Genomic DNA, 4,121 nt, shown 5'->3' on the forward strand with positions numbered 1-4,121 from the left:
ACGCGTGCGCGAGGGGCTGCAGACCCTGCGAAGGGCGGGCTCGCTCAGCGAGCTGATCGACCAGGCTCCGGTCGTGGCGGCCGGGATCGGCTTCGACCGGGTGCTGCTCTCGCGGGTCGACGAGTCCGCGTGGGTCCCCGAGCGGATGTACATCAAGGGTGACGGCCGGTGGGCCGAGGAGATCCTCGAGGCTGGCCGCGCGCAGTACCGGCTGCTCGACTCCACCCTGCTGGAGACGCAGATGGTCCGGCGGGCGACGCCGCTGCGGGTCACCGACCCGCTGAACCGCCCGCTCATGCACCGGGAGCTGGTCACCTCGTCACGCACCCGTGGGTACGTCGCGGCGCCCATCTCGGACAACGGCACGGTGGTCGGATTCCTGCACGCCGACTGCTACAGCCAGGAACGGATCCCCGCGCACGTCGAGCTCGACGCGCTGTGGGTGTTCTCCCAGTCGCTGGGCACGCTGCTCGCCCGCCAGAGCATCGCCGACCGGCTCGAGGCGGTGCGTCGCGAGGCGGACCACGCCCCGTCGGCGCTGCTCGACCCGTGCGGGCGTCGCGGAGACGGTGCCGAGGCCCGGACGCAGCGCCAGGAGGCGCACGTCGCCGGGTCCGCGCGGGAGCGCGGCGCGCCGGCGCGCTCGCCCCACACTCCTCACCACGCGCTGCTGGACCTGGTCACGCGCCGCGAGGTCGACGTCCTGCGTCTCATGGCCGACGGCGCCAGCAACGAGCAGATCGCCCGCCGCCTCGTCATCTCCGTGGGCACGGTGAAGTCGCACGTCAAGCGGATCCTGCGCAAGCTCGACGCGGCCAACCGGGCCGAGGCCGTCTCGTGCTGGCTGCGCAGCGAGTACGGCCGGATGTCCGCCGGGTCGGCCTGAGCCCGGACCCGGGAATGCCGGGTGAGCGCCACTGGGTAACCCGATGGGTGGGCCCCGAAAGGGGTGGTGATGGGACCCCGCGGGGAGACGTCCGCGCGGGACCCGTCCTCCTAGGATGAAAGACGTCTCGAGCAGGGGACGAGTGAGGAGACGACATGCGAATCGTGGTCGATCGCGACAAGTGCACGGGCCTGGGGATGTGCGAGGCGGAGGCGCCCGATCTCTTCGAGATCGACGACGACGGTTCGCTCGAGGTGCTCGATGAGCGTCCGCCCGAGGAGAAGCGCGCGGAGCTCCGGGCGGCCGTCGAGTCATGTCCGACCGAGGCCCTGAGCATCGCCGAGGACTGACCAACCGTTCCTGAACGACGACGGGCCCGGCCCCTCCGGTGGAGGGGCCGGGCCCGTCGTCGTGCCGTGCAGTGGGCAGGCCCGGTTCTCAGTCCGGCAGGAGCTGCTTGCGGAGCTCGAACTTCTGGACCTTGCCCGAGGCGGTGGTCGGCAGCTCGTCGACGATCTCGAGGCGCTCCGGGAGCTTGTACGGCGCCACGTGGCGCTCCTCGCGCAGGTAGGTCACGAGGTTCTCGAGGGTCGGCGCGGCCCCGTCCGCGGGCACCACGAAGGCGCACATCTTCTCGCCGAGTCGCTCGTCCGGGAAGCCGACGCAGGCCACCGCACTCACGTGCTGGTGACCGGAGATGTAGTCCTCCACCTCAAGGGCGCTGATGTTGGTCCCGCCGCGGATGATCAGGTCCTTGATGCGGCCGGTGATCCTGATGTACCCGGTCTCGGTGCGTCGTCCCAGGTCGCTGGTGTGGTAGAAGCCCTCGTCGTCGAGTGCGGTCGCGGTGCGCTCCGGGTCCTTCCAGTAGCCCAGCAGGGTCCCGGGCCCGCGGTAGAGCAGCTCGCCCTCCTCGCCGTCGGCCACGGCGGTGCTGGTGCCCGGCTCGGCCAGTCGGATCTCCACGCCGTCAACCGATTCGCGACCGTCCGAGGACGTCACGGCCTCGACGGGGTCGGAGAGCGTGCACGAGGTCCCGATCATGACCTCGGAGCACCCGTACAGCGGGATCAGATGGCACGTCGGCCACGCCCGGGCCGTCTCCGCGGCCAGCGTGCTGGGGATCGGGGCCCCGGCCGAGAGCCAGAACCGCATCGAGCTCATGTCGTGGCGCTCGGGGTCGTAGGCGTCCAGCGTCATCCGGACGAAGGGGGTGGCACTCGCGGTCACCGTGCACCGGTAGGCCGCGATGCGCTCCATGGCGGAGTTCGGTTCGAAGACGTCGAGGACGTGGGTGGCGGCCCCCATGACGATCGGCATGCACATGCCGACCAGCAGACCCGTGGCGTGCCCGAGCGGCGAGGGCATGAACACCCGGTCCTCGGGGGTGAGCTCGAAGATGTCGTAGCCGAGCCCCCGGGCGCTGAAGCCCAGCGTGTTCCAGGTGTGGAAGCAGCCCTTCGGCTTCGACTCGGTGCCCGAGGTGAACACCATCAGGTGCCCGGCGTCCGGGCTGGGCATCGGCCCGAGGTCCGCGGTGCTCGGCGCCGGGCCGGCGTCCGGCCCGGTGAGCGTCTCGAACGACTCCTGCCCGCTGCGGGGCTCGCCCCGGGCGATCAGCGTGGTCCGCAGGGACGGGCAGTCGCCGGCGAGGGCCGCGAACATCTCGCCGTAGTCGAACTTCCGGAAGGTCCCCGTGGTGATCGCCGCGACCGCCCCGGAGATGTCGATGATGTAGTTGAGCTCGGCCCTGCGGTAGATCGGCATCGCCGGGATCGTCACGCCGCCGATGCGGCTGATCGCGACGTAGGCGATCCCGAACTCCGACCAGTTCGGGAGCTGGACGACGACGCGGTCGCCTGCCTTCACACCCCGGGCGCGCAGCGCCGCCGCCAGCCGGTAGGCCCGGTCGCGGAACTCACCGAAGGTCAGGTCGAGGACGGTGTCGGAGATGAACGCCCGGTCCGGAGCGGCGTCGGCGTGGCGGTCGAGGTAGTCGCAGAGGTGGTCGTCGGTCCACCAGCCCTTCTCGCGGAACTGGGCGATGCGCTCGAGGGAGTACCTCTCGGTCACCGAGAGACCGCCGGCCGCGGCCGCGGGGTCGGCGCCCGGCTCCATGTCCTCGGCGCGCCGGGCCTGCGGGATGTTCGTGGTCGGACTCGACACGGGTCCTCCTGGATCGGTGCGCAGCGTCGCGGCAGAGGGGATCGCGAAAATCCTAGAGTCATAGAATATCGGGGACAAGACTCTTGGGTGACCCAGATCGCATGTCTGTCCGGGTCGTGCTCGCCGACGGCCGCCGAATTAATCTAGTGTCCTACTATCCATGGTGCGAGTGTTCGCACGACACCGCGCACCGCTGAGCGGAGGGGATCGCCGATGGGTGAGCACGGTCCGGTCTCGTGGGACGAGCGGGGGCGGGCGTTCGTCGTCCTGCTCGACCGTCCCCCGGCGAACGCGTTGGGGACACCGATCGTGGAGGGCCTCGACGCGGCGCTCGACGCCTTCGACCGCTCCGCGGCCCGGGTGCTGGTGATCGCGTCGACGCGTCCCGGGTTCTTCGCCGCGGGCGCCGACATCAAGCAGATGGCGGGAGCGGCGCCGGAGGACTTCGCGGCCTACGGGAAGGCCCTGCGGGTCCCGATGGAGCGCCTGGCGGCCCACGAGCGTCCGTCGATCGCGGTGGTCGAGGGTCGGGCGCTGGGCGGTGGCCTGGAGCTCGCGCTCGCGGCGACGCTGCGGATCGGGTCGCAGGATGCGCGCCTGGGACTCCCGGAGGCGCGCCTCGGGCTCATCCCGGGTGCCGGCGGCACCCAGCGCCTTCCCCGGCTGGTCGGACGGGGCCGGGCGCTCGAGATCATGCTCCGCGCCCGCGAGGTGCCCGCCGAGGAGGCGCGCGCGATCGGCCTGCTCGACCATCTCGTCGCCCCGGGCGAGGCCCTCGACGCCGCGCTCGCGTGGGCCGAGGAGCTCGCGGGGAACTCCCCGGCGGCTCTGGCGGCGATCATGCGCTGCGCCGACGACGCCGACGACCGGCCGCTCGCCGAGGGACTCGCCGCCGAGGCGGAACGGGTCGACCGGCTGTTCACCGGCGACGAGGCCCGCGAGGGAATCCGGGCCTTCGTCGAGAAGCGGGCGCCCGAGTATGGGTGAGGCCGACGTGACCGGGGCGACGATCGGCGCGGACGGGGACGTCGCGTGGGGGACCGAGATCGTCCGGCGCGACGCAGGCGTG

4 protein-coding genes are annotated in these 4,121 nt (G+C 71.9%); 3 read left to right on the plus strand and 1 reads right to left on the minus strand.

The window, feature by feature from the left end:
* Together VGI02_RS11185 and VGI02_RS11190 are read left to right on the plus strand one after the other, a co-directional pair.
* Window positions 1–886: helix-turn-helix transcriptional regulator (locus VGI02_RS11185; RefSeq protein WP_331627423.1), on the plus strand; the 886-nt coding region annotated here is incomplete at its 5' end.
* A gap of 155 nt (window positions 887–1,041) precedes the next feature.
* Complete coding sequence (locus VGI02_RS11190; protein WP_331627424.1) at window positions 1,042–1,236, plus strand: ferredoxin; 195 nt, start codon at window positions 1,042–1,044, stop codon at window positions 1,234–1,236.
* Window positions 1,237–1,324: 88 nt separating this feature from the next.
* On the opposite strand, the gene VGI02_RS11195 is transcribed toward VGI02_RS11190, so the two are convergent.
* On the minus strand, window positions 1,325–3,052 hold the full coding sequence (locus VGI02_RS11195; protein ID WP_331627425.1) for an AMP-binding protein: 1,728 nt from the start codon (window positions 3,050–3,052) through the stop codon (window positions 1,325–1,327).
* Window positions 3,053–3,265: 213 nt separating this feature from the next.
* On the opposite strand from VGI02_RS11195, the gene VGI02_RS11200 reads away from it, so the two are divergent.
* A complete protein-coding gene (locus VGI02_RS11200) occupies window positions 3,266–4,039 on the plus strand; it encodes an enoyl-CoA hydratase/isomerase family protein (RefSeq protein WP_331627426.1) in 774 nt (257 codons plus the stop codon).
* Window positions 4,040–4,121 lie beyond the last annotated feature (82 nt).

It is taken from the genome of Actinomycetospora sp. (assembly GCF_036497245.1).
Classification (GTDB): Bacteria; Actinomycetota; Actinomycetes; order Mycobacteriales; family Pseudonocardiaceae; genus Actinomycetospora.

Bases quoted from the DNA above. Each gene is read 5' to 3' on its own strand.
- VGI02_RS11200 (WP_331627426.1), top strand. From the start codon at position 3,266: ATGGGTGAGCACGGTCCGGTCTCGTGGGACGAGCGGGGGCGGGCGTTC.
- VGI02_RS11190 (WP_331627424.1), top strand. From the start codon at position 1,042: ATGCGAATCGTGGTCGATCGCGACAAGTGCACGGGCCTGGGGATGTGC.